This window comes from Armatimonadota bacterium (assembly GCA_029907255.1).
In the GTDB taxonomy this organism is placed as follows: Bacteria; Armatimonadota; UBA5829; order DTJY01; family DTJY01; genus JAIMAU01.
Genome location: JARYMF010000007.1, coordinates 63,798 through 88,905 on the forward strand (window position 1 = coordinate 63,798; position 25,108 = coordinate 88,905).

23 protein-coding genes and 2 pseudogenes are annotated in these 25,108 nt (G+C 45.3%); 10 read left to right on the plus strand and 15 right to left on the minus strand.

The genetic code is table 11. The features are described from left to right. Nucleotides 1–12 precede the first annotated feature (12 nt). Both QHH26_08145 and QHH26_08150 read left to right on the plus strand, forming a co-directional pair. On the plus strand, nt 13–303 hold the full coding sequence (locus tag QHH26_08145) for a hypothetical protein (protein ID MDH7481926.1): 291 nt from the start codon (nt 13–15) through the stop codon (nt 301–303). A 6-nt stretch (nt 304–309) separates the two neighbouring features. Continuing rightward, a complete protein-coding gene (locus QHH26_08150; protein ID MDH7481927.1) occupies nt 310–591 on the plus strand; it encodes a hypothetical protein in 282 nt (93 codons plus the stop codon). A gap of 11 nt (nt 592–602) precedes the next feature. On the opposite strand, the gene QHH26_08155 is transcribed toward QHH26_08150, so the two are convergent. From QHH26_08155 to QHH26_08225, 15 genes are all read right to left on the minus strand, one after another. Next, nucleotides 603–1,052, minus strand: a complete 450-nt coding sequence (locus QHH26_08155) for a hypothetical protein (GenBank protein ID MDH7481928.1) — start codon at nt 1,050–1,052, stop codon at nt 603–605. Continuing rightward, on the minus strand, nt 1,049–1,459 hold the full coding sequence (fliS, locus tag QHH26_08160) for a flagellar export chaperone FliS (protein MDH7481929.1): 411 nt from the start codon (nt 1,457–1,459) through the stop codon (nt 1,049–1,051). Before fliS ends, QHH26_08155 begins: the two co-directional genes overlap by 4 nt. 29 nt (nt 1,460–1,488) lie before the next feature. After that, on the minus strand, nt 1,489–3,462 hold the full coding sequence (gene fliD / locus QHH26_08165; protein ID MDH7481930.1) for a flagellar filament capping protein FliD: 1,974 nt from the start codon (nt 3,460–3,462) through the stop codon (nt 1,489–1,491). 110 nt (nt 3,463–3,572) lie between these two features. Beyond that, nucleotides 3,573–4,388 (minus strand): flagellin, encoded by an 816-nt coding sequence (locus tag QHH26_08170; protein ID MDH7481931.1) that lies wholly within the window; start codon nt 4,386–4,388, stop codon nt 3,573–3,575. Between the two features lie 341 nt (nt 4,389–4,729). Further along, on the minus strand, nt 4,730–5,194 hold the full coding sequence (locus tag QHH26_08175; protein ID MDH7481932.1) for a flagellar assembly protein FliW: 465 nt from the start codon (nt 5,192–5,194) through the stop codon (nt 4,730–4,732). Nucleotides 5,195–5,220: 26 nt separating this feature from the next. Continuing rightward, the gene (gene flgL / locus QHH26_08180) at nt 5,221–6,135 is read right to left on the minus strand and encodes a flagellar hook-associated protein FlgL (GenBank protein MDH7481933.1); all 915 of its coding nucleotides are present in this window, start codon (nt 6,133–6,135) and stop codon (nt 5,221–5,223) included. Nucleotides 6,136–6,140: 5 nt separating this feature from the next. Then, nucleotides 6,141–7,532 (minus strand): flagellar hook-associated protein FlgK, encoded by a 1,392-nt coding sequence (gene flgK, locus QHH26_08185; GenBank protein MDH7481934.1) that lies wholly within the window; start codon nt 7,530–7,532, stop codon nt 6,141–6,143. A 13-nt stretch (nt 7,533–7,545) separates the two neighbouring features. Further along, nucleotides 7,546–7,989 (minus strand): flagellar export chaperone FlgN, encoded by a 444-nt coding sequence (flgN, locus tag QHH26_08190; protein MDH7481935.1) that lies wholly within the window; start codon nt 7,987–7,989, stop codon nt 7,546–7,548. A 14-nt stretch (nt 7,990–8,003) separates the two neighbouring features. Beyond that, nucleotides 8,004–8,300, minus strand: coding sequence for a flagellar biosynthesis anti-sigma factor FlgM (locus QHH26_08195; GenBank protein MDH7481936.1), 297 nt, complete (start codon nt 8,298–8,300; stop codon nt 8,004–8,006). A gap of 148 nt (nt 8,301–8,448) precedes the next feature. Then, nucleotides 8,449–8,742 carry a rod-binding protein gene (locus QHH26_08200; GenBank protein ID MDH7481937.1) on the minus strand — a complete coding sequence of 98 codons (294 nt, stop codon included), beginning with the start codon at nt 8,740–8,742 and terminating at the stop codon, nt 8,449–8,451. Between the two features lie 27 nt (nt 8,743–8,769). After that, complete coding sequence (locus QHH26_08205; GenBank protein ID MDH7481938.1) at nt 8,770–9,873, minus strand: flagellar basal body P-ring protein FlgI; 1,104 nt, start codon at nt 9,871–9,873, stop codon at nt 8,770–8,772. 33 nt (nt 9,874–9,906) lie between these two features. Further along, nucleotides 9,907–10,488 carry a flagellar basal body L-ring protein FlgH gene (locus tag QHH26_08210; GenBank protein ID MDH7481939.1) on the minus strand — a complete coding sequence of 194 codons (582 nt, stop codon included), beginning with the start codon at nt 10,486–10,488 and terminating at the stop codon, nt 9,907–9,909. A gap of 2 nt (nt 10,489–10,490) precedes the next feature. Beyond that, entirely contained in the window at nt 10,491–11,465 is a 975-nt protein-coding gene (gene flgA / locus QHH26_08215; protein ID MDH7481940.1) for a flagellar basal body P-ring formation chaperone FlgA, read from the minus strand. A gap of 6 nt (nt 11,466–11,471) precedes the next feature. Then, nucleotides 11,472–12,260: a flagellar basal-body rod protein FlgG gene (flgG, locus tag QHH26_08220; GenBank protein ID MDH7481941.1), complete on the minus strand. Its 789-nt coding sequence runs from the start codon at nt 12,258–12,260 to the stop codon at nt 11,472–11,474. Between the two features lie 12 nt (nt 12,261–12,272). After that, nucleotides 12,273–12,953, minus strand: a complete 681-nt coding sequence (locus QHH26_08225) for a flagellar hook-basal body protein (protein MDH7481942.1) — start codon at nt 12,951–12,953, stop codon at nt 12,273–12,275. A gap of 235 nt (nt 12,954–13,188) precedes the next feature. Here QHH26_08225 and QHH26_08230 point away from each other — a divergent pair, with 235 nt between their 5' ends. The 8 genes and pseudogenes from QHH26_08230 to QHH26_08265 all read left to right on the plus strand — a co-directional run bounded on the left by QHH26_08230 (nt 13,189) and on the right by QHH26_08265 (nt 25,108). Then, the gene (locus tag QHH26_08230; protein ID MDH7481943.1) at nt 13,189–13,683 is read left to right on the plus strand and encodes an HAD hydrolase family protein; all 495 of its coding nucleotides are present in this window, start codon (nt 13,189–13,191) and stop codon (nt 13,681–13,683) included. Nucleotides 13,684–13,749: 66 nt separating this feature from the next. Then, nucleotides 13,750–15,519: an NTP transferase domain-containing protein gene (locus QHH26_08235; GenBank protein ID MDH7481944.1), complete on the plus strand. Its 1,770-nt coding sequence runs from the start codon at nt 13,750–13,752 to the stop codon at nt 15,517–15,519. 258 nt (nt 15,520–15,777) lie between these two features. Continuing rightward, nucleotides 15,778–16,542 (plus strand): annotated as a pseudogene (locus QHH26_08240) (CDP-glycerol glycerophosphotransferase family protein). An 813-nt stretch (nt 16,543–17,355) separates the two neighbouring features. Further along, a pseudogene (locus QHH26_08245) lies at nt 17,356–18,468 on the plus strand (glycoside hydrolase family 99-like domain-containing protein). 84 nt (nt 18,469–18,552) lie between these two features. Next, the gene (locus QHH26_08250) at nt 18,553–20,826 is read left to right on the plus strand and encodes a glycosyltransferase (protein MDH7481945.1); all 2,274 of its coding nucleotides are present in this window, start codon (nt 18,553–18,555) and stop codon (nt 20,824–20,826) included. 50 nt (nt 20,827–20,876) lie between these two features. After that, complete coding sequence (locus QHH26_08255; protein ID MDH7481946.1) at nt 20,877–23,105, plus strand: tetratricopeptide repeat protein; 2,229 nt, start codon at nt 20,877–20,879, stop codon at nt 23,103–23,105. 77 nt (nt 23,106–23,182) lie between these two features. After that, on the plus strand, nt 23,183–24,124 hold the full coding sequence (locus QHH26_08260) for an aldo/keto reductase (GenBank protein ID MDH7481947.1): 942 nt from the start codon (nt 23,183–23,185) through the stop codon (nt 24,122–24,124). A 168-nt stretch (nt 24,125–24,292) separates the two neighbouring features. Continuing rightward, the gene (locus QHH26_08265; GenBank protein ID MDH7481948.1) at nt 24,293–25,108 is read left to right on the plus strand and encodes a sugar phosphate isomerase/epimerase family protein; all 816 of its coding nucleotides are present in this window, start codon (nt 24,293–24,295) and stop codon (nt 25,106–25,108) included.

The window sequence follows — 25,108 nt, forward strand, 5'->3', positions numbered from 1 at the left end:
GAGGTGTTTAAGGTGGATGTTCGTGCGTCAGATACTTCAAACCTGGCGGCTCAACAGGTTGAATTAAAGCGTGGGGAACCGGTCAGGGAACGTTTACAGGGGCAGGTTCATGATCCATTTGCAGCCCACGCCGCTTCTCAAGTCGACGGACAAGTATCACGTCCAAAATTGTCAAAGGAACTCAAGAGAGGCAAGAAAAACGAAGAACATACAAGAAACCAGTTTGCAGTAGAGCAAGAGTCCGAACAATCCAATGTGTCCGAAACAGAGATTGAACACCATGTTCTTGATGTGAGGGTATAGAAATATATGAGCGAAGGTTGGTTCACATTTTGTTTGGTTGCTGCCATAATTCTGTGTTCTGGGTGCGTTCTTGCAGCTGCAATTATGCGAACAGTTGCTATCCAGCGTCAACGTGAAGCACTTATAACAGATAACCTGCGAGCGCTCGAAGAGTCCACTGTCTTCTTGATAGAGCAATTGAGGTCAGAAACCGAACGAATGATTGCAGAAGTTGAGCAACGAAGGGAAGTTCTTGCTGAATTAATCGCAGAGTTCGACAAACGGCTCTCGGTAATCGCTAGAAAATGAGCAATATTTGCCTAAAGCATATTATCTAGAAAGCGCGAACTTTGCATTTGGGGTTGCTTTTCGTATGTTTTAATGAGACTGTGGTGTTGTCTTAACCTTGCGAGGTTTCTTCTATATTCGCCAAGCAGCGCATGTAAAGCATCTTCACAGGCAGTTTGCTTCTCCATCAGCGATTTTAGACCATTGGATACCTGCTCTATTATTTGCTCCAAATTGGGATGCTTGGTGATGCCGTCTTGGCTCCGAGGTGGCAGTCGTTTGGCGATTGATTGGAGTTGATTTGAACACCGCTTGATTTCTTCACATACCCGGGCTCTTTCTTCAAGTATGCTTGCAACAGAGCCGATATCCGAATTGCCAATTTTCCCCATGAGTTGCAAGGACAAATCGCACGCTCGTTGCAAATACCGGTCGAACCTAATCCCAATTTGAATTGCTTCTTGAATAGCGTCGGTGGTCATGCTGCCTTTGCCTCTAGTTTAGGCTGGCCGGAGCGTGCAAGCAATTCGGCTTCTGCCCAAGTTTGCCTAAGTTCAGAAAGAATTTGGATTACTTCTTCCAAAGCCCGTTGGTCGTCTTTTATGTTGGCATGCGTCAGACGGTCGAATATATAGGAATATAGGCTATAAAGGTTTTCGGCAAGCTGGCGGTCAACATTCATATCAAGGCTTGACATAAGTTCTAGAACGATATTTTGCACTTTGCGTATATTCTCGCTTTGCTGGTCCAGCCTACCTTCTTTCATCTTTTCAGCTGCCGTTTTGGCAAATCTGATGGCCGCATCGTACGCCATGAGGAGTAGTTTGCCGGGGGATGCGGTTTTGAATTGGTTTTCTACATATTGCGAGTATGGACTGTTTACTGACATGGCATCCTGCCTCTTTGCTCCTATTAAGTTTATTTCCAGCCGTTTGCTATTTGTGCTAGCTGGCCTGCAAGAAATTGCCCCTGCGATTGCAGTTTGCTGAGAGCGTTCTCCATAGCCGTGAATTTAGCCACGAGTTGCTCTTCTTTTGCTGCTATTCTCTTTTCTAATTCAGCGATGTAATCGTTTATGTCTTTTATCTGAGAATTAATTGTGTCTTGAGCAGCGTCTATTGCTCCAGTATCTGCCGATGTAATGAAGCTTAGGTAGTCGGACAAAATTGCTCCGACTCCTTTTGTAAAGTAGATAACCCCATAGTTTCCAGGGGTAGTCGCGGTGATTTTAATCTTTAATCCTTCGGTGTTTTCGTTGCCTACGTTGCCAGTTAGATATTGACCATTTCCAGTCGCTGGTTCGCCGTTGATTGTGCCCGCAACATCTGTACCAGCAGCCCCTGTTCCAGTTCCTGCCTCGCCATCGTAGTCATCCTGGGTGACCAATACATTACCCAAGCCAGATGTTATTTGCCCCGGCTGGGTATTAGAGAGGTTGGAAATGGCACGAATCGAAAGGTTGCCATATCCAATCCTGGTGAGTGTTAGGTAATCTCCTGTCCCTTGGCCGTTGATGTCAGTCCTTGACGCAATGACGCCAGTTTGGGAGGAGTACTCGTTTATTTTTGCGACTACTTGTTCAGCACTCATGCCGGTTGTGAGCTTTATGGTGGTATTGTTAATGGTGATTTCTTCATCTTGTGTGAGGACGCCGGTTTGAGCAACGCCTGCGGTTATCCGTGATTGCGTTGCCACAGCTGTGACGACAATTTCATATCCGTTGGTGCCTGATATTTTTGTCCTTTCGGTGGATGAGACGTATGATATAGCTCCATTAGTTGTATCCCCAACGGCGGCAAAAAGGCGCTTGATGGTGTCTATATTGTTTTTTAGGGCTTCATCTAATTTAGTCTCATCAATCAAAAGCTTATTATCGCTGGTTGTGGATGTTATTCCAATCTGCGATAGTAGTTTTACAGATTGGCTCAATCCTTCAATAGGTTTACCTACTCTTGTTGCAAGGTCCGACTGGATTAATTGCAAAGATGAATCCGAGAAGAGTGCCCCACCAGAATTGGTCTCAGTATTGTATTTAAATTGCTGATTGATATAATCCATCAGGTTATTGTATTGGTCAACAAAGTCCTTAATGGATTGTTTCACAGCGTTTGTATTGTTTTCTATTGTAACTGTGATAACCTTTGTTGGGTCGGCCTTTTGCAAGTTAAGGGTCACACCTGGAATGAGATCTGTGATGGTATTGCTACTTTTATAAACGGTAATCTCCGAACCAGCGCCATCACCAAGTGTTAGACTAGCATCTTGCGCTGACTGCAGGTCAGTGAAAGTTGGCAAAGTGCCGGTAACATTGAGGGTAATTGTACCAACCGTCCCAGTCTTGTTGCTAGTTATGACCAGCCGATAAGGGTTAGTTTCTGAACCATCGTTTATAATGCTAGCAGTAACGCCCGCATTTGAATTATTGATGGCATTGCGTATTCCAGCAAGAGTGTTATTTGTTTCATCAATTGTGATTTGAACTGGAGTGCCCGTTCCCACGGCTATGGTAATTGTTCCTGTCCCAACGCGAGTTGTAGTTGTATCTGCAAATCCTTCGGTTTTAAGCTGATGTGCGCGGGCAAGAGTATTAACCTTGAGATAGTAGGTTCCTGTTTGTGCTGAGGAGGAAGCTGAGCCGCGAATTATGTCTTCATCGCTTGAGATGAGACTCTTTACGTCAAAGGTCGAGCTAAGGGCTAAAGAATCGGCTTTTGTTTTAAGAGCGAGTATACGTGTATTCGCTTCCTGCCATGCGGCAAGTTTTGAGTTCAGGGTCGCTCTTTGTGCTTCCAGTCGTTTTATAGGTATTCGCTCAATCTCAATAAGTTTTGCGATAATCTCATCCGTTTTTAACCCTGATATTACGCCGTTTATTGACGCTGTCCCTGGCATTCTCCAGCTCCAAATGTTTAAGTATTTGTGGAAGTAGCGATTCTAATTTTATCGTGTAGTAGCGTGGCCGCCATGAGGCGGCCACGTTGTTATTTGGTGAGCTTTAGGCGCTACCTGATTAGTGCCAGTAGCGCTTGCGGCGCTGCGTTCGCCTGCGTAAGCATTGCAACGCCAGCCTGCAGTAGAATCTGGTTGCGTGTAAACGCTACCATTTCCGCTGCCATGTCGCTGTCTCTAATCGAGCTTTCAGATGCGGCGATGTTTTCCTTTGCTACGCCAAGGGACGCTATGTTGGACTCGAGGTCCTTTTGTGCCGCACCTAACTGGGCTCTCATTGTAGATACCGTGTTTATTGCGGTATCAAGCAGTGAGATAGCGCCCTGAGCGTCAGTAGTAACGTCTATTGAGGCCACACCCAGAGCTTCTGCAGAGACGTTTTCAATGCTTATGGTTGTCGTCTGGTTGGCGTTTGCACCTACCTGGAAAACTAAACCGCTAGCAGTACCATCCAATAGCTTCTTCGTACCGAACTGCGTGTTCGCAGAAATTCGGTTAAGAGCTGATATCGCAGAATCAATCTGCGTCTGGTCTGCTTGCAAAGCGGTTTCATCGTTTGCACCTTCGTTTGCCGCGTGCAGTGCCAGGTTGCGCATTGTGCGAAGCAGGTTCTGGACTTCGGCCAGAGCGCCCTCAGCTGTCTTTATCATATTGACTGCATCGCTTGAGTTTGCTATCGCCTGGCCTAGACCACTAATCTGGCTGCGCAGGTTTTCAGAAATTGCCAGTCCTGCCGGGTCATCTGCTGCTCGGTTGATTCTAAAACCAGATGACAACCGTTCGATTGACGCAGCTAATGCAGAGTCAGTGCCCTGCAACTGACGGTGCGCATTGAGCGCTGCTGCATTCAGGTTGATCCGTAAAGACATGTTCTATCCTCCTCCTTGAAGTTTTGTCCTTTGGACTTTGGAGCATCCTGCTCCATTTTAGCCGGCTGAGTAGTGCAGCCGATTCCGACCGCCGGCTATTAGCACTCTGCTATTATCGGAATCGGATTTTCTCATGGGCGCACATTCATGAGTCATGTTGCGCCCAAACTGCACATACGCATCACTCTCCTTTCGAAAGCAATGTTTTGCGTCTCCAAGTTAAATCGCAAACAAACTGGTTTTGCTTTTTCTTGCAAGTATTATTACGGATATTACTTCCAAGTTCTTATTCCATAATTAAGCAAATATTTGTGATATTTATTAAGCTAGATAAATAACTTTTAGGCTGCTTTGGCCAAGCAATTAGAGTGCTCTTCCTTTGGAATTTCGCCGATTACATGTTTTGTTCCATATCGCTCATCATCAAGAACTATTTGGCGTGCATGGAACGTGCGAGCATTGATTACTATTGGCCCAAGGAGGTTGGTTGTAATTCTGCCGTTTTCCCTGTCAACCGTTACTGTGGTTAGCATTACAGCCTCAGTTGCCTCCTTGAGATCAAGTGATGCTACTTGGTCATCATTAAGAACTATTTCGTAATCGGGAAAAAAGTCAGTTGGATTGATTACAATGAATGCCACAGCAGGGTCATCCACTGCCTGAAGCCATTTGAATGGCGTATCGGTTCGATCATGCAATAACACATAGCGCGTGCATGCTGGGAAGCCAAGCATTCCATCTGGCATGTTTACAATAGAATCCTTGGAAACTTCCACAGTTCCGAATCTTGTTGTTTCAATTTTCATATTGTGAATACTCCTTCCTCAGCAAGCTACTTAAGGAAATCTGCCAGCGTAAGATTCATTATTCTGCCAGCAGTTGCAATTGCTGCCTGATAAACGTTCTCTCGAGTACGAAGATCTACAATTGCTTCCGCAAGATCCGCATCCTCTGTTTTCGATAATAATTCCGCCATAGTTACTTTAGAATTAAGCAGTGCTTCATTTGTTGCTTCGAGCCTACTCAAGCTTGCACCCGCTTTTGACCTTACTGCTATGGCATTATCAAGAAGTGCATCGATGTCGGCTATCCTTGCAGAAATTGCTTTGCAGTCTCCGGCGAGTACTTCTTCTTTAAGCAAACGTATTGTTTCAAATATATCGGGCGAGCTTGGAACTGCAACGCTGCCCATATTTAGCACCATATCTCCCGTCACACCAGCGGGGATTGATATGCCAGGCCCAACTCGGATAAGTAGCTGATTGCTATTGCCTTGATATATATATGGCGGCTGACCTGCTGGATTGCTGATTATCGGCGGCTTGTCACTTAAGCTTCCTGCAAAAATGTATTTGCCTAAGCATTGTGTATTTGCTAAATCAGCAATTTCGGATGAAACGTGGTCCAGCTGTGCCGCAACTGCCATTTTTGCTTCGTCAGTTATACTTGCATTTGCTGATGTCATAGCTAGCGACCTCACGGTGCGGATAGCTGAAACTATCGAGTCGAGAGCACTGCATGTTATCGATAATCTGTTTCGTGCGATGTCGGTATTTCGTGTATACTGCTCAATCGAAGCAATGGATGATCGCAATCCCAGTGCTCGTCCGGTTCCCACAACATCGTCCGACGGTTGCCTTATGCGCTTTCCTGAGGAAGCTCTATCCTGTGCTTTTAGAAGAGCCTCGGAGTTTGTCATGAGATTCATTCGCACTGTTTCAGCTACCATCCCAAGGGTGAGTCGCATGGTACTTACCTCCCGCTAATCCCCATTTGGCTTATTATGGTATCAAGCATTTCGTCCATAATGCTGATGATTCGGGCAGCGGCATTATAAGCCTGTTGGTATTTGATCATGTTTACCATTTCTTCGTCGATTGATACGCCTGACATGGATGCCCTTTGCAGCTTTAATTGATGGGTGGAAAGCTCCTGGACGCTGTGTTGGTTTTTTGCTTCTCGTGCATTCGCGCCAATACGGGCAATCAGGCTGTTGTAGGCATCTCCAATGGTTTCCCCATCGATAACTGGCTGGTTGCGAAGGTCCGAGATATTTAGGGCAATGGAATTGTCAGCAATGGTTCCACTTGTGCCCGTTGCAACCATTCTCGGATCAGAAATCAGAGCCCACTCTACCTCAATGTTGGATGCATTGCGGCCGGAAGCAAAAAAGTTGCCTGCGGGATTGCCATTAGGTAAGCGCCCTTCAGAATATATTGCGTTTACTGCTTCTATCAACCCACTAGCAATAGTATTTAGCGAATCAATGCACTCTTGGATTGTTGTGTCTCGCACATATAATAGGCCTTTTATCTGGCCACCATTTATCAAAACTTGCGAATTGTCATTACTCCACACGATGTCCGACCATGCTCCGGTGCCCTGAACGACTGATATCTCGTTAACGTGTGTACCTTGCACCAGGTTTTTGCCACCTATTGAAAGCATTAGTTCAGAGCCATTGAGCCCATGTACTTCGACACGCACGAATTTTGAGAGCTCTTCGATCAGCAAAGCGCGTCGGTCAAGCAAGTCGTTTGGGCTATTGCCGGCGCTCACTACGCCAGTGATTTCGTTGTTAATTTTCGCTATCTCTTGGGCTAATGTATTTACCTGTGCAACACAGTCTGCAATGGTCTGGTCTGTGTGTTTTTGAAGGCTGAGCAAGTCGCCATAGAGCTTTCGCATACGGTCGGCCAATGCAACACCTGCATCCACTACAGCAGATCGCGCTGGCAGACTGTCGGGGCTGGAGGCTAGTTCTTCCCAAGAATTCCAAAATTGATCAAGCACTCCTGAGAGCCCCATGCTTCCTGGCTCACCGAAAATTGATTCGATTTGCCCCAAGGCTTCATTTCTTGATTGCCACATGCCGAGTTGGTCAGTAGCACGTCGGATTAACCCATCCAAATAGTCCGTCTGAGCGCGTCTGATTGTTTGGATAACAACGCCTGTGCCAAATTGTGGAATGATACCTCCACCGAGGGCATACGAACCTTGTGCAGGATTGTTGGTGACAAAAATTGGTTCCTGACGCCGATAGCCTTCAGTGTTGGCGTTGGCGATGTTGTGCCCCGTTACATTCAATGCATATTGTTGAGCGCGAAGAGCACTAACGGCTATATCAAGCCCAGAAAACGACAATTTTTACCTCCAGTTAAACCTTCTTATCTAGCAAGAGTGCTCCGTTCCACTCACCCTCGTTAGCTGCGCGCTGCTCGGTAACGAGTTTTGAAAGCAGCTCGAGTGAAAATCGTGTGTATCCTAAAGAATTTCTGAGTAGTTCGGTGTTAGCGGCGACTAACGATCGAAGCCTTTGAGCTACTTCGGCTGTTTCATGGCGAATTGCATTAAGCCTATCATCGTCATATCTTGCTTTTTCCTGGGCAAGAAGCTTTGTAATGGCTTCTTCTCGCCGAGCCAGTTTGTCCAAGTTGAGCAAAACTGAATCATGCTTGCGTACGTTCTCAGCAAGTTCCTCGTGCATGCCATCCTTGAGAATAGATTGTTGCTCTTTTGAAAGATTTATTAATTCGCGTAGTTTCTCAAGCTTGTGCTCTGCTGTTGCAATCAATTCATCCCGAAGGCGTTCCGAGTCCATGTTAATTCTCCCACTTACTTTATTCTGCCTTGGAATATGTCAGTCAGTATTCGGCGTGCAAGCTCATCCTCGTTCACTGCATATTTGCCAAATTGAATTCTGCTTTTGATGTCAGCTATGACATCATCGCGAACACTTGGCAGTTTTGCAATAACTTGCTTAATTTTCTGCATTTCGGTTGCCTGTTTTGAAAGGATTAGCTTATCCGGATGCGATGAAGGAACAACCCCGGTTATTGGCCTAATTGTATTGACTTTATGCGTATGCAATTCGAGAACTTTATGGATTTGACTGTTTGAAATATGCATCATACACACCCTTTAGGGTTGGCAATTGCCAATTTAGTTACTCTTTTCCAAAGTATGTTTCGACTCATTTCACCGAAACTTTAGCGTTTTTTAATATTGCAAGCGATTGCCTAGTAAATTAAAACCCATCTAGGTTTTATCCAACCCTTGCTTAGTCCTTGTCATTACGAGTTTTCGATAGCTGGGCATACAGCATGTCTGCTATGCCCAGAGGGGTTGTAAGAGAAAGCTGCTTGGCTATTTCCTCATCAAGCATGCTGTTGAAAAGTTCTTCTTCGCGCCTGTCACCAAACAAATCGGTTTTAGGAATTGACTGGCGCATTATTGTTAGGAGCTGATGGATAAGAACGGATTCAAACTCCTTACATGCCTTCCTCAATTTTTGCTCGTCGCCTATGACCGCTGATGTATTTGATTTGCTTATTGGTAGATTGTTAATGCGCATGAGAATGACCTCACTTTGACAAGTCGGTTATATAATCTCAAGCTCTGCATGAAGAGCGCCTGCCTGCTTGAGAGCCTGAAGAATAGCTACAATATCTCTGGGTGTTACCTTAAGTTCGTTTAATGCTTGCACAAGTTGCCTCAAAGTTGAGCCTGGCTGGAGGTTGATCAAATATCCGCGTTCTTCCTTTACATCAACCGTAGTTTGCTCAACGACCGCTGTTTCGCCTTTCTTGGCGAATGGACCAGGTTGCGAAACTTGCTTTTCTGTCTTTATCTCAATGCTTAAATTGCCATGTGATATAGCAACTGGCGATAACTTGACTCCGCCGCCAATGATGACTGTTCCGGTGCGTTCATTTACAATGACTTTTGCCACCTCAGCTTCAACAACTGAAAGCTCGCCAACGTCGGCAATTGTTCTTATCACATCTTGTTCGCCTGCTTTAACCTGGACTGTTGCTGCGTCCAAAGCTGTAGCCGTGCCCGCCCCGAACTTGCTGCTTACTGCTTCAGCGATACGGACTGCAGTGGTAAAGTCGGGGTTGTTCAGCAATATATTGATACAGCCGTCCTCAACAAGTGTCGTTGGGACCGCTTGCTCGATGATTGCTCCGCCAGGGATGCGCCCTACGGTAGTGTGGTTTTTCGTTACGCTGGTGCCGCCTCCACCTGCGGTGAACCCACCGACTGAAACTGGACCTTGGGCAACTGCGTAAACTAAACCATTAGCTGCTTGAAGCGGCGTCTGTAGCAATGTGCCGCCTTGGAGCGTTCGAGCATCTCCCAGTGAGGAAACCGTTACGTCAATCTTGCTTCCTGGGCGAACAAAGGGCGGAAGGTCAGCTGTAACCATGACAGCAGCTACATTTTTCACTTTCATCTTGTCTGGCGGCACACTAATGCCAAATTTTTGAAGCATGTTGGCTACAGACTGGGCGGTGAAAAGTGTTTGCTGGGTGTCGCCAGAACCGTCGAGGCCTACTACTAGCCCGTAGCCGAAGAGCTGATTGCTTCTGGCTCCTTCAATTCGGGCAATATCCTTAATTTTCACAGTCTGGTCGGCCGTTGCCATTTCTAGCGTCAAGATAATCAAAAAGGCAAAGCATATCTTAGCCATAGTGCGATTCATAATGCTTCCTCCATCAACAAGGTCGTAAGCGGTCTAGAATAAAAACCTAAGTATCTTGCTAATAAAGCCTTCTTTTGTACGGTTACCTACCGGGCCTTTGCCAATGGTTTCAATCCTAACATCAGCCAAATTAGTTGAAAGTACTGTGTTATCAGATCTAATGTCTTGAGGCCGAACAATCCCCGTCAGAATTATGGTTTGTTTATCACCATTCATGTTGAGCGATCGCTCGGCTTTAATTTCGAGATTGCCGTTCTTTTGAACATTTGTTACGGTAGCGGCAAGTCGGGTTTCGAACTTATTGCTTACTACGCTTTCGCCGGATGTCGAGCTATTCTGCGATGAGGTATAGCCGAGCTCGGGGACCAGTTTTAGAAATGGGCCAATGCCTGCTGCATTATCATGCTCGAGGCTCTTGTCGAAGCTTTGTCCAGCTTTTTGTGAAGCGGCGGATTGTTCAACGATTAATACTGTAATTAAATCGCCAACCTTGCTTGGCCTTAAATCAGCAAAGAGGCTTTTCTCCGCTGGCTGCCAAAGTGAATCAGCACAGAGAGATGTGACTGTAGCTATAAGCAAAATAATACTTAAAACTGCGAATCTTCTTAGTAACATTGCTATGTCCTCCTGTCAAGTGAAATCTCTATAATCCCAGGTGCGGTTACTGTCCCGCGAACTTCTTGGGAGTCTCTAAACAATCTAACTTTAATCCGGTCGCCAATGCGGCCTTCTTGCACAGCAATGCCTTTGTCGCTCACACTGACTGGACCGTTGTTTACATAGATAATCACTGGGTCGCCTGATTTAATCACTGGAGGGGATGCTATCCATCCTCGACGAAGTACCGAACCCTGTGGAATTGGCACACATGCACTCCATCCTGCTTCTGGCTTGCCAATTATGATGTCACTTGGAAGGGTGGTTATGTCTCTTTCTTCAAGCGAGATATTTGACGCATCTAACTCTTCATCTTTTGCGATGGTTTTCGTCGCTACTGGCACTTGTGCGATAACTTTGATTAGAGCTGGGACGTAAACCGTCCGGTAGGTTCTGCCATCAATTACAATCTCGATGGGAACATTCACGCGACCTTTTAGTTGTTTATTTGAGGATTTGACTCTTAGTTCAAGTTTGCCGATAGGGACTTCCTGGTCAGTTGGCAATCGAACAATTTCTGCTGATGCAACGCCAGGCAAGTCTTCCTTTTTAGATATGTATTCTCGAACAGCATCAAAAAGCATTTCACCAGTAACGAGTAAGGCACGCCTTTTTACATTAGTCAAGTCAGGGCAAAGGAACACAATTGAGTCACTCCAAAGGCCAACCCGTCGAAGGGCGGTAGTAATCTGTGCGCGTGTTAGTTCTCGAGACTTGCCGGGGAGTGGTGAGCAACATATGATGGTTTTCTTTACTTTTTCAGCAAATGCTTGGTCATCCGCTTTTATTGTTGCAATGTCCCCAAGAGTGATGGCTTGGCTTTCCACTTCACAGGAAGGTCTGACTTGTATGGTTAATTGCGGCGTTCCGATTGCTGGAACAATGGCCAACATTAACCCCAAAATTAGCACATATTTGGTAATTTGCTTAGACATTTATCGTTACCGCCTCAGATTGTTTGCAATGCTCAGCATGTCGTCTGCTGTTTGGATAGCCTTGGAATTGACCTCGTAGGCACGTTGAGCGACAATCATGTTGACCATTTCCTCAACAACCTTTACGTTGGACATCTCGACAAACCCATGGGCAATTGTTCCAAGCCCATTGAGACCAGGTGTGTCTACTATCGGTTCGCCCGAAGCGGCTGTTGGTGCCAAAAGATTGCGGCCAAGGTTGTTCAGACCTGCTGGATTGATGAATTTAGCTATCTGTATCTGCCCTAGCTCCTGAGGGGTAGTTTGGCCAGCCATTGTGACAGATACTGTTCCATCTGAACCAATGCTAATGCTTGTTGCTTCGGCTGGAATTGTAATTTCCGGGTCGAGAGGATAGCCATCTGCTGTGACTATGCGACCTTGCGAGTCTAGCTTAAATGTGCCATCCCGAGTGTAGGCAGTGGTTCCATTGGGAAGCAGTACTTGGAAAAATCCATCACCTTCAATCACAAGATCGAGCGGGTTGTTGGTCTGCTGGAAATCACCCTGCGAAAATATTCGGGTAATCGCAGCTGGTCTTGTGCCAAGGCCAACTTGGATGCCTGTGGGAACCATTGAGCCTTGGGCTTCCGTTGTGCCTGCAGTCCTAAGCGTCTGATAAAGAAGATCTTGAAAATCAACCCGGCTTTTCTTGAAGCCTGGCGTGTTTACGTTAGCCAGATTGTTTGAAATTACATCAATGTTTAGTTGTTGTGCTGCCATGCCGGTTGCGGCGGTCCACAGTGATCTTATCATTGCTCAATCCTCCTAAACTGTTCTAGGCATTTGGTTGATGACTTTGTCGAGTGTTTGGTCTATCGATTGGATGACTTTTTGATTTGCTTCGTATGTTCGGAGCGCACTAATCATAGAGACCATCTCAAGTACAACATTAACATTCGAACCTTCTAAACTTCCTTGTATAACCTTCCCAGCGGTATTTGAACTATCGGTGTGAATGCGAAGCTTGTTAACAATTGTGCCTCCAACTTTCACGTTACCTTCGGGTTCCACTGACCAATTATCACTGGTTATTGTTATTGGCCCATTTTCACCGAGAACAGGGTTTCCTTCTTGTGTAACCAACTGCCCGGCTTGATTGAGCTTGAAATTTCCACTTCTTGTGAGAATTTCGCCAGTGGATGTACTAACTACGAAAAAGCCAGGGCCATCAATTGCCAAGTTGGTCTTAGATTCCGTGTCAATCACCTGACCAATGGTTTCGTCTTGCTTGGTGTTAAGTATTGGGATTACACATTTGACTTGAGCGGCAGATGATCGAGGCTCAGCACCATAAGCGTCTGAAAGTTCAGCTATAAAATTGGAAAATGAAACCCGCGTTTGTTTAAATCCTGGAGTGCTTACGTTTGCTAAGTTGTTTGAGATAATATCTTGTTGGTCTAGTTGCGCCATCATTGCTGATGCAGATGCATACAAACCCTGAATCACTTTGCGTTACCTCCGCATTACTTTTCGACCGTCTGGCAATGCAACTTTAGCGGTATTTTTAAATGCCTTGCCAGCAGCCAAATGCCGTAAGTTCAACATCGTTTAAGCAAATGCTGTCCTACAATTCCCTGGCATAGTAATTGCTGTATATTCAGTGCTCTGAATGCTATCGAAAAGTGCTGTTTGCATCGGGAATGATAACTAATACGTATGTGGGGAGATATTCTCCAGGCAAATGGATATTAAGCGGCATTCTGATTACAAACCTATAAAAATTGCTTTCTTCGATGTTGACGGCGTCCTTACTGATGGAACAAAGTTCTATCACGAAGACGGCACAGTTTCTAAGCTTTTTCACGACCAAGATAGCACAGGCTTGCGAATGTTAACCCAAAATGGGGTGGAGGTCATTATCATTTCCGCCGATGAGCGCGTTAATAGAAATTGGGCGGAACATCAAAGCCTGCCTTTCTATTGCACAGCTGACAAGGCAGAAACTGTAGCAGAGTTATTGGACAAGAAGGGATATGATGGCAAATCGGCTGCCTTCGTGGGAGATGACCTGAGGGATCTTGAAGCCATGAAGCTTGTTAGATATTCAATGGCTCCTGCAAATGCATCGCGGCAAGTTCGTCGAATAGCAAAGTTTCGGCTTCGCCGTGCTGGTGGCTCGGGTGCTGGGCGTGAGGCGGCAGAATTAATTCTGCGGATAAACCGTTTCATCTTTTAGAAACGTTGCTTATTATCGCAATTGAATGTGTGGCGTTCTAAATTTCACAAAGCAAAGGAGTAGCCGATGAGAAGCGTAGTGTTGCTTGCAGCAGGAATGGGGACAAGGCTTGGTTCAATGACAGAAAAGTTGCCTAAATGCCTTATTCCCTTTAATGGCAAAACGCTTCTAGAATACACCATCGAGAAGCTCCGACGCTTTAACTTTGATAATATCGTGGTCGTTGCTGGTTATCGCCATGACCAAGTGCGCCGAATTGTTCCGGATATCTTGGTGAACGAGGATTATGCTACTACTCAGCCTCCTTATTCCCTCCGCATTGGTCTTGAAAGAGTACCTCATGGACCTGTTCTTGTTATGGATGCAGATATTTATTTCGAGGATCGTGTGCTCGAGGAAATTCTCAAAATGGGGGACAGGTCTTTTATTATTACCTCCACTGCCGAATCTAAGCTGGAGCCAGGCAGCCGCGTGAATGTTAAAGATGGCCGAGTCGTTCAAATTGGACGCTATATTTCGCCGTTATTCCCCTGGCAAATCCACAGCGGGATTACTCATATTAGCTCGGCTGACTTTGATTACTACAAGTATCTTGCCAATCAGGATACGTTCCGCACAACCGAAATGCATGTTCTTTTGAACGAATTGTGCAAGAAAAGACTAATTCTTGCAATCAATATGGAGAAAACACGGGTTGAACGAAAAACAGGGGACATCTTTCTCGATGGAGGTTCATTTTCTGACGTATTAGTAACCGAGCAGGACAATATAATAAGGAAGGAAAGCGCGAAGGATACTGAAAGGCTAATAAACGAGATATATTATCTCCGTGACTTGCCTGAAGAACTTCGGCCTCATTTTACAGAGCTTTTGGATTACAACGTCGAAGGACCAGTTGTTTGGTATACGATGCCACATTATCCTCAGCCTTCGCTTAAGAAGCTCATTCTTTCAGGCCAGTTTACCGCACTTGATGCAGTAGAAGTTCTTACTAGAATAGTTAAATTCCTGGTTGAAAAGGTTTATGTACTGCGTCGCATTGATGCCCCAGCAAGCTACACTGCGTCTGTGCACTTTAACAGGGTTGATGTTCGTCGTGAAATGGCTTTAAAGCAAGCCCCGATATTAAAACAGGTTTTTGGAGCAAAGAAGTTCATAATTAACGGCTTGGAGTATGAGAATCCATTTGACATAATCGAAAAGATTAGAAGCCGTGTAAAATTGGTGAGCACTCTTCAACCGCCGTATCTGTGCATGATTCACGGCGATCCACATTTCGATAACCTGCTGATTGACACGTCGCAGACGCCTTGTGGTTTCCGCTTGGTAGACCCGAAGGGTTTCTGTGCCGGAGACCCCATGTACGATATATCCAAGCTTTTCCACGATTTTCAAGGTCTTTATGACTTCATATATGAATACATGTTTGATTTGAATTGGCAGGTGCAAGGTGATGTTTTTGAAGCCGAATTCCAAATTCACAACTGTGCTGCCCTTCGAGAGTTTCAAAAGATTAATGAATATTTTCCAACAATTGTTTCACAGTTTTTTGAGAGCGACCCAAACTGGTATTTGCGCATGAAATTCATCGAGGCAATTCATTTTAATTGCCTTCAGCCGTTTCATATTAAAGGAGATGGCATAGAGTCGAAAGCAATTGCCATGTTTCTTGTTGGCGTTCAGCAGATGAACAACTTTTGGGAAATGGTCCCACCCGACCTCAAGAAAGAAGATTTGAAGTATAAGTTGGTTAATATCAACACTATTGAGGACTTTACATACGCACGAAGCCTGTTTAAGTCGGATTTGAATAAAGCGCAAGCGAAAGCAGCTTGAGAATACCAAAACGGAGAAGTGCGAATGGGAGAAGAAAAGGTTCTAGGAAGGCATAAGAGAAGAGTAGCTTGTTATGCGACATTACCGTTCCAATTGCGGTCTCTCAAGCCAATTGCTGATGGATTTGAGGATTCACTTATTAGCTATAGTCATAAGGAGATAATGGATTGGCAGCCAGATGTTATTATTACCGCTGATGTTTCTCAGCTGCCTCTTTTCCGTGAGTACTGCGATGCCCACAATGTCCTATTAATAGGTATGAGACATGGTCCAGCTACAAAATACACTTCTCCTGAAAAAGAATACTCCGTCGCAGACTATGTTTGCGCTAGCGACTGGGATGTGGACGATTTTACGAAGGCTGGCGTTAGACCGAAGCGAGGTTTCTTGCTTACCGGCAATCCTTGGGTAGACGACGTATTCAAAATTCCCGAGCGCAAACTTTGCAAGGATGCTCCTACAATTCTATTTGCTCCAACCTATAATCCTGAGGTCAGTGCGGCTAGGTTTTTCGAAGATAAGCTAGCAAATCTTATCCACTCCGTATATCCAAGAAGTAAAATCATTATCAAACCACATCCTGCTATTCTACAATACGACCATCCGTATGTTGTTCAACATCGTGAAATATTTCGTCGTTGGATTAGACAGTGGCTTGCTATATGCCAGGATTCAAATCTTGTTACATTAATCGATGACCCTGCAGCATCAATTAGTCAGTTCTTTCCAGATGCGGATATTTTAATTTCTGATGGCTCCTCGTTAATATTTGAGTTCATGGTGCTAAATCGCCCAATTCTTTTGTATACGAGCCCTGAGAAAGTAGGAATATGGGAGTATGATTCAAGGGCGCTCGGCAATGCCTGGCGCGATGTGGGAACGGAGTTCACTACGCAAGAGGAGTTCATTTTTGCTTTAAAGAACGCTTTTGTCAATCATTCCGAAATACAAAGCACAAAGCAGAAGCAGTACACGAATATTCTTTATGGCAACTACCAAGATGGGCAATCAACAGAACGAGTAATCCAAAGCATCAGAAATCTGCCTTATCTGGATATAGCGCTTCTAACGGATAAAAATGCTAGCCGTGTAAAAGAGTTCTACGAAGGGTTAAGCAATATTCTCAGAAATAGCACCATACATGTTCTTGAAGACATAGAACCTGAGGGAAAAGACTCTCAGCTAAATGCCTTTTTTGAGAAGAGCGATTCACAGTTTGTTATGGTGATTGATTATGACAGGGGAAAGAGGTTGCAATGTGCAGATTTCATTAGCCGTTCGCTACAAATTATGTCGCAAGACCCATCAGTTGCAGCTGCTGGCAGGTTGGTAGACGGGTGGGTTGAACGCAGTTTTGCAATTTTTGATAGAAAAAAGGTTTTGGACGTGGGAGGATTCTCCAAGTCAGATTCTGACTTATGCATGAGGCTTTTAGAGAAAGGTTGGAAAGTAATCTCTGCATGGGACGATAGACCGGTGATTAGGTTTGAAAGTGGCTTTTATGACGAGGAACACGGCGTGCGATGGATGGCAGAAGAAGCAGTTATGCGCGTTGGATGGAGTGTGTGCGATGTTGAGAAATTCCCACCTTTATGCCTCACATTTGATGTTGTGTGTTCGAATTCCAAGCATTATCCAAACTTCCCATTTAGTCTAAAAATATACGATGGCGAAGCAACGATTAAAGAGATTCGTTTTGACAAGTCCTATAAAAAAGAAAAAGTTGAGATTTTGCTTCCTTGTATTGAAGGGCCCCATACTCTTCGATTTATAAGCGATGAGTCCTATGTTCCTCGCGAGATTGGCATAAACGGCGACCCCAGAAGGCTTTCAGTAATGATTAACAATGTAAAACTAAATGCACAAATCTTAAATAAACATATACAAACTGAATGCCCAGTTCGTTTAATTGCCTTCTACTTGCCGCAGTTTCATCCCATACCTGAAAACGATAAGTGGTGGGGAAAAGGCTTTACAGATTGGGATAATGTTCGAAAAGCTAAACCATTATTCGAGGGACACTACCAACCACACATGCCGGCCGACCTAGGCTACTATGACCTTCGCAATCCTGAAGTTCGTGAAGCGCAAGCTGAAATGGCAAAAAAATATGGGATAGAAGGCTTTTGTTACTGGCATTATTGGTTTAATGGAAAAATGTTGCTTGAGAGACCTTTTAATGAAGTGCTTGAGTCAGGAAAGCCTGATTTCCCCTTCTGTCTCGCATGGGCTAATGAAAATTGGACGCGAAATTGGGATGGGCACGAAAACCTAATTCTTCAGCCTCAAGAGTATGGTGGAGAGGCTGATGATTTTGCTCATTTCGAATGGTTGCTAAAGGCGTTTAGAGACCCAAGATACATTAAAGTAGACGGGAAGCCCTTATTCCTCATATACAGACCCATGGATATCCCAAATGTTGAAAACACGCTTGCATTGTGGCGGCAATTAGCTGGGAGTGCTGGGTTGCAAGGCTTGTATGTAATCGCCATCAGAATTAGTCTCGACAAAACGGTAGACGGGTACTGGTTAAAGCAAGGTTTCGATGCCGAGCTATTATTTCAGCCATCTTTTGGAAGGCTATGGGATAAATATGGAGCGGGTGAAATCCCGGGGGTTCTTAATGAATATGGCGAAGGTGATGGCGAGCCAGGGCTTATTCTAAATTACAATGACGCATGGCATGTAATGGCTAGCATGGAAGGCAACTGTTTGCGAACGGTAGTTCCTTCTTGGGATAACACTCCGCGTAGAAAATATGGTGCTTTCATTCTAAGAGATTCTACGCCTAAGGCATATGGCGAGTGGCTCAAACTTGAAATTGAGCGTGTGAGCAGTAGACCTCCAGAACAGCGGATTGTCTTTATCAATGCATGGAATGAATGGGGTGAGGGCAATCATCTGGAGCCAGATGTTCGCTTCGGGCACGGCTACCTCGAGGCGACCAAGCGAGCAATTGTTGGTGCTCAAACAGCAAGGCTTTATTCAATGGGTAAGTTGCACGAAGCTGTTTCGCTACTGGAAGAGCATATCATGGCAGACCAGAATGATGCTCAGGCATACAATGACCTTGGCGTCCTGTATTTCGAAAAAGGCGAAATTGAGAAAGCGCAATATTGTCTTGAGAAATCGCTTGCGCTAGATGAGACCGATGATACTGTTCGGAAAAACCTTGTGGACCTTTATCTTGCTTGCGGGCAATCGGAAAGAGCAGCAAAGCTAACTGGCAATGCCCAAGAGGATTCTAGTTGTCCAGGCTGCAAGTCTGCCAGACCTAGGATAATTGCAATACTTGCCGCTTACAATGAAGGCGACGTTATATACCATGTAATTCGGGATTTAATCGAGCAAGATATTGAAGTATACCTTCTAAACCATCATTCAACAGACAATACAGTTGAAGAAGCATCAAAATGGTTGGGCAAGGGCCTTATTGGCATAGAATTGTTTCCTGAAGAGAGTGGTCTCGACATTCCAAATGATGTGTTTGCTCTTCGCTATATTCTTATGCGCAAGGAGCAGCTTGTTCGACAATTTGGTCCCGGTTGGTACATCAATGCAGATGCCGATGAGTTCCGCGAGTCGCCTTGGCCTGGTTTGAATCTCCGTGAGGGAATCGAACGTGTAGACGCATTGGGATACAATACAATCAATTTTGCAATTTTTGATTTTAAGCCAACTGATAATTCATTTGTGCCTGGCGATGATGTCCGCAAATACTTGACCGGTTACTCAGCACCTGCCGTTTCGTGGGACAAAATGCAGGCAAGGTGTTGGAAGTATTGGGGCCAGGATTTCAAACTTTGGCATACCGGTGGTCATCTAGTTCAATTCGAAGGCAGGCGCGTATTTCCTATCCCGTTTATCCTCAGGCATTACCCAATTAGAAGCGAAGCACATGGAGAGACTAAGATCTTCAGCCAACGAAAAAACCGCTTTGATGAAAATGAAAAAGCCGCTAACTGGCATGTGCAGTATAACGATATCACTCGGGAAAATAAGAGATTCCTATGGGACAAGTCTCAGCTTACCCAATACGACAGAGACGAAGTGTGCCGCCAAATCCATAAGAGATTCGCTGGTGTGGAACTATCCGAGGATAATAGCGAAATAAGGATTGCAATTGTAGTTCTAGTCCACAACCAGCTCGATGACACAAGAAAGTGCTTGGAAAGCATAAGGCGACATACAAATCTGCCGTATGAGCTTGTGGTGGTGGATAACGGCTCCACAGATGGCACGGAGCAGTATCTTGAAGAGATTAAGACCAAATGGAATTCAAAACATTGCAGGGCAATCAAAGTCATACGTCATGAGACTAATCTTGGTTATGCGGCAGGCAACAACTCAGGTATTTTGGCCTCTGAGGGTGCATATGTTGTTATTCTAAACAACGATACAGTAGTTACTCCTGGCTGGCTTGAGCGTCTGGTTAGATGTGCGGATGATGACCCACGCATTGGTATTGTTGGGCCTGTGAGCAATAATGTTTCAGGTTCTCAACAAGTCGAAAGCGTTGATTATGACCAGTCTACTCTAGAGGGGCTTGAGGAATTTGCCAAGAAGTGGGCTGCCTTGCATGATAGGCAGATTAAACCAATAACGAGAGTTGTTGGTTTCTGTATGTTGATAAAACGTGAGGTAATCGAAACAATCGGCGGCTTTGACCCAAGATTTGGGATAGGTAACTTCGAGGATGATGATTTCTCAATTCGTGCTGCGATTGCAGGATATTATTCTGTGGTAGCGCAGGACTGTTTTATTCACCACACTGGCAGTCGAACTTTTGTTGGTCAAAAGATTAATCATGATGCACTCATGCGAAAAAATTGGGACCTTTTTAAAGCAAAGTGGGGTATACCAGCTGAGCTACCTTTAGGTATACCGTACAACATGTCGTTTCTTCTCAAGCAAGCGTTCAATCCGGAGCGCCATCGTTGCCCACTGGAAATCTCGAGCTCATCTATTGTTTGGTTTGTTGCACCAGAGTGGGATAAGCCCGAAACATGGTGTCCGGTAATTGAAGAATATTTGCGGTCAAATGTATCAAAAAAAGATGCGCTTCTTAGCATGTATGCTGGACCACGCACAGCAAGTGACTCAAGTGCGGCAGCCGAACTGGTGGCTGACTTTTTGGCAACGCTAGGTGTAGATGAGGGTCAAACTCCCGACATTGAAATAACAGGGGAGCTTCCTAAAAACGGGAATGTGCAAATTATACTATCGAACGGCGGGTTGGACGAATTTTTGCAATTTCAGTACCCTGGCCGATGCATTCGCATAGATGAGTTGCGCAAGGCAGCGTAATTAGGTGTGACAAGGCAATAGTTGATCTGAGACGGAGGCGAGGTATTAAAATGCCTGTACGAGTTACAAAAGCCATGACAGTCGGTAATGAGAAACAGTTAGGGCTTGATGCACTAAGGGAAAAACGGTGGGCAGAGGCAGCCGACTATCTGGAAAGAGCACTCAATGGTTCGCCAGCAGATGTTGAAATTATGAATGCACTGGCAGTTGCATATAGTGCACTGGGTAACGGCAAAGCTGCTCGCACAATACTTGGGCAGGCAGTTCGGGTGTCGCCAGAATATCCCGAAACATATAAAAATCTTGCGGTGCTACTTGCGCGCGAGGGCAGGGTACTGGAAGCGGCAGATAATGCTTGTCAAGCAGTCGAACTTTCTCCTTCTAATCCAGAAAATGTCCGAGTGCTTCGAGAAGTACAAGAACTGGTTCGAAAGCTTTCACATTCGACAAAGAAAGAGAAGAAGTTAAACCGGCGTGTTGGAGGACCAACGCGCACCGAGATTAATGCGCGCCTTGCTAAGATTAATTCAGTTATTAAAAGGACACAGTCTATTAGCGAACAAGTGCCTACTCTTTCACTATGCATGATTGTAAAAAACGAAGAAGCAAATCTCGATTCTTGTCTTCGTAGCGTAAAAGGCATCGTGAATGAAATAATCATTGTTGATACCGGGTCAACAGACCGCACGCCAGAGATTGCACAATCTCATGGGGCAAAAGTTTATTATTTTCCATGGACTGATAACTATGCCGAAGCTCGGAATAAGTCACTAAGCTATGCAACTGGAACGTGGGTTCTCATACTGGATGCTGATGAGCAGCTTGATAAATCTGCAGGCCAAGTAATTCTTAAGGCAATAAAAGAACCCGTTGCTGATGCGTTTGCATTGCTTTTCCACAACTATATGTCCGAAAGCCAAGGTCCTGATATGTTTATCCATCGCACTTGCCGGTTGTTCCGCAACAAACCCGAATATCGGTATGAAGGACGAGTGCATGAACGCATAGTCCCTTCTATTGAGCGGTCGGGTGGAAAAATGGCATATCTCGATGCGGTAATCCACCATTTTGGCTATAGGCCTGCTGTAATGTTAGAACGTTGCAAGCACGAGCGATATATTCGCCTTCTTGAAGCAGACCTTGCGGAGAACCCAAATGATCCATATTGCCTCTACAATCTAGCTTCTGTTTACATAACAAAAGGCAACTATAAGGAGGCGCTTGGATATCTTAAGAAGGCTGAGGAATACATTACGCGAAGTCATGAATTTGCTGCTGCCACTTATTCGCATATGGCGCATGCCTTTTGTGAACTTGGGAGTCCAGAAGAGGCTATAAACGCATTGGAGCGGGCGCAAAACAAAGGCATATGCCATCCTGAATTGAATTTTGCGAAGGGGAATGCTCTTCTAGTCCTTGGGAGATATGCAGAAGCAATCACTGAGTTTGTGTCTGCTGTCCAGCTCGGCCAGAGTGGTGGATGGATTGGTGATCCTGGTGCATTTGGATATAAGGCATATTTTGGAATAGCTAGTGCTTGCATGGGATTGCAAGATTACCAGAAGGCTGCTGAATATGCCGAGCTGGTGGTAAAAGAAAACCCTGGTGACGCTAAGGCACATGAACTCCTAACCATTGCTTATCTTCGTTTAGGCAAGATGGCTCAGGCTGAAAAACATGGAAAGGAGTGGCTTCGATTATCGCCGGGTGATGCCCGGGCAGTGATAGGTTTTGCCCAGGTTTTGCAGGCAAGCGGTCAATTTAAAGAGGCAAGGAATCTCTATGTTTCGCTTCTAGATTTGGATTGCGAAACTGCTGAACTTCATTTCAACTTGGGTGTTTGTGCAGAGGCACTCAATGAGCTTGAAGATGCTAGTCGGCATTTTACCAGGGCAATTGAATTGCAGCCTGATTTTGTCGAGGCGCATACCAACTTAGGACGGTGTCACGCGAAACAAGGGCGAATCTCTGAAGCGCTTGCTTGTTTTGCACACGCTGTGGAAATAGACCCGGGGTATGCGAATGCTTATTTTAATGCAGGGGATATTCTGTATTCGGCTGGCCGTTATGAGGATGCTATAAATGTCTATCAGAATGGGTTAATGTGTTATCCAAATAATCCTGCTGCATTCCTTGCCATAGGAAATTGCTACTTCCGCATGGGGGCGTATGAAGCCGCTATTATGGGTTACCGCCAAGCTTTGGCTCTTCGCCCGAATTACCCTGAGGCCCAAGCTAATCTTTCTAAGGCTCTACAGCATGTAAAATCCTCAGTTTGAACCAAACCCGAAGGTTTTTCTCCCGCCAGTGTTTAATAAATTTGCGGTTGATGTAATTCATCCGTGGATTGACTAAAATGGAACGCCGCGAATTAGGGAGAACAGGTATCTGGGTATCAAGGCTTGCCTTCGGGACGCTGCCTTTCAAACTCCACGAAATGCCAATTAGCGATGGCGCGGAACTTCTTGTTTCTGCGGCAGAAATGGGCATCGATTTTTTTGACCTCGCAGAAATTTATGGTTCATATCCTCACATGCAGAAAGCTCTTAAGCATATGGAGTTACCTCCTATAATTGCCGCCAAGTCCATGGCAAAGGACGCAAGCTCCATGATTACTTCAATCAACACTGCGCTTCGAGAAATTGGCGTACCAAGGCTTGACATTTTCAAGCTTCATAACGTGGATAGCGTCGAGGACTTGAATAGTAGATTGCCTGCGTGGGAAGAGCTAGTTAAGGCTAAATCAAAGGGATTAATTCGTGCAATTGGTGTATCTACACATTCCTGCCGCGTGTTAGAGGAAGTCATTAGTTGGCCCGAGTTGGACGTTGTTCTAGTGGTTTTTAATAGAGGTTTTAAGGGTGTTGTGGAAGGAACAATGGCAGAGATGCTGGATGGCATCAAGGCAGCCCATAGCGCTGGCAAGGGTGTCTACATTATGAAGGCACTTGGCGGTGGGCTACTGTACGCGAATGCTAGGGAAGCTTTGGAGTTCGCATTTAGCGTTGAAGAAGCTGATTCGGTTGCCGTTGGAATGCATAGCCTCCAAGAAGTAATATACAATGTGGCTGTGTGCAAGGGCGAGGCTGTTCCGCCTTCCGTAGAAACGAGTCTAAAGCAGCGTAAAAGACGCTGGCATGTCCGTCCATTCTGCCGAGGTTGTGGGGCTTGTATATCCGCTTGCCGTTATGGAGCACTCCGCATGGGCGAGAAAACGCCAGTTGCGGATGAGGAGAAGTGCATACTTTGTGGATATTGCGGCTTCGAATGTCCTGCGATGGCGATTAAAATATTGTAGGCGACTAATTTTTAGAAAGGTCTTTTTTGCAAACAAGACAAAGGACTAAAAGCATCCAGTGGCATGCGCTCCTGCTTTGTCTTCGTTTAACTTGGTAAGGACCGATAAACTCGTCATTTTGGAGGACACTTGTTATAATAAGCAAGTCATATTGGGTTGGAGATGCCAATGAAGTTTTCAATTTGCAACGAGCTTTTTGAAAATTGGCCTATAGAGAAAGTATTCGTTACTGCTGCCGAAATCGGATATGATGGCGTTGAGATTGCCCCGTTCACTCTCGCAACATCGGTTTACGAAATCATAGATGCACGACGCCGAGAGATTGCTCGAGCTGCCGCTGATGCTGGTGTTGAGATTGTTGGGCTTCACTGGTTGCTGGTGAAACCAGAAGGATTATATATCAATCATCCAGATGCAGATGTTCGCAAGCGAACGCGCGACTACCTTGATGCGCTGATTTGCTTGTGCAGTGATCTCGGTGGTCGCGTTCTCATTTTCGGCTCGCCGAAGCAGAGGAACGTGCACGAAAGCCTAACTTACGAGCAGGCTTGGAATTACGCATGCGAAACATTTTCGCATTGTGCGGAAAAGGCACGGGAAAATGATGTCTACCTTTGCATAGAGGCGCTACCTCCGCGGGAGACCAACTTCATAAACACAGTTGAGGAAGCGCTGGCAATGGTTCGTGCAGTTGGTAAGCCTAACTTTCGCACAATGGTTGATGTAAAAAGCATGTGCTCCGAGGCTCGGTCAATTCCGGAGATTGTTTGTAGCGCAGGTGAACATATCATGCACGTTCATGCTAATGACGCAAGTGGACGAGGGCCAGGGATGGGCGATACAGATTTTCATGTTGTGTCGTCAGCCCTTCGCGAAATCAGGTATAATGGCTATGTCTCGGTAGAGGTTTTCGATTACAAGCCCGACCCAATAACAATTGCAAAGCAAAGTTTAGCTTATTTGAGGGAAACGTTTGGTTGTTAG